General features: G+C 66.7%; 1 protein-coding gene. It reads right to left on the bottom strand.

Annotated features, from left to right (window positions below):
* On the bottom strand, positions 1–630 hold a 630-nt coding region (locus tag VCS63_RS29715), incomplete at both ends, for a malic enzyme-like NAD(P)-binding protein (RefSeq protein ID WP_323881929.1).

The raw sequence follows: 630 nt of genomic DNA, 5'->3' as shown, positions 1-630 counted from the left end.
GCCGCCTTCGCGCACGATGCGTTTGGCTGCCGAGAACAAGGGCTTCATGAAGGCGCCCGAGTGGTACACGAACTGCTGCAATTGCTCTTCGTAGGCTTCCAGGTCCGCCAGCGGACGCGTGGCCACGCCGCCATCCATGGCCGCCTTGGCCACCGCCGGGGCAATGCGCACGATCAGGCGCGGATCGAAGGGCTTGGGAATCAGGTACTCGGGGCCGAAGGAGATGTCGTAGGTGCCATAGGCCGCCGCCACGACTTCATTCTGTTCTTCCTCGGCCAGCTCGGCGATGGCGTACACCGCCGCCTTTTCCATCTCGCGGGTGATGGTGGTGGCGCCCACGTCCAGCGCGCCACGGAAGATGTACGGGAAGCACAGCACGTTGTTGACCTGGTTCGGATAATCCGAACGGCCGGTGGCCATGACCACGTCGTCGCGCACCGATTGCGCCACTTCCGGCAGGATCTCGGGCGTGGGATTGGCCAGCGCCAGGATCAGCGGGCGCGGCCCCATCGCGGCGACCATCTCGGGCTTGAGCACGCCGCCGGCCGACAGGCCCAGGAACACATCGGCGCCCTGGATCACCTCGGCCAGCTTGCGGGCGTCGGTCTTCTGCGCGAAGCGCGCCTTGTC

The sequence above is a fragment of the Achromobacter sp. D10 genome (genome assembly GCF_035282245.1).
Lineage (GTDB): Bacteria > Pseudomonadota > Gammaproteobacteria > Burkholderiales > Burkholderiaceae_B > Achromobacter > Achromobacter insolitus.
Note: the sequence above shows the minus strand (reverse complement) of the source record. Positions and strands in the feature narration are given on the sequence as shown.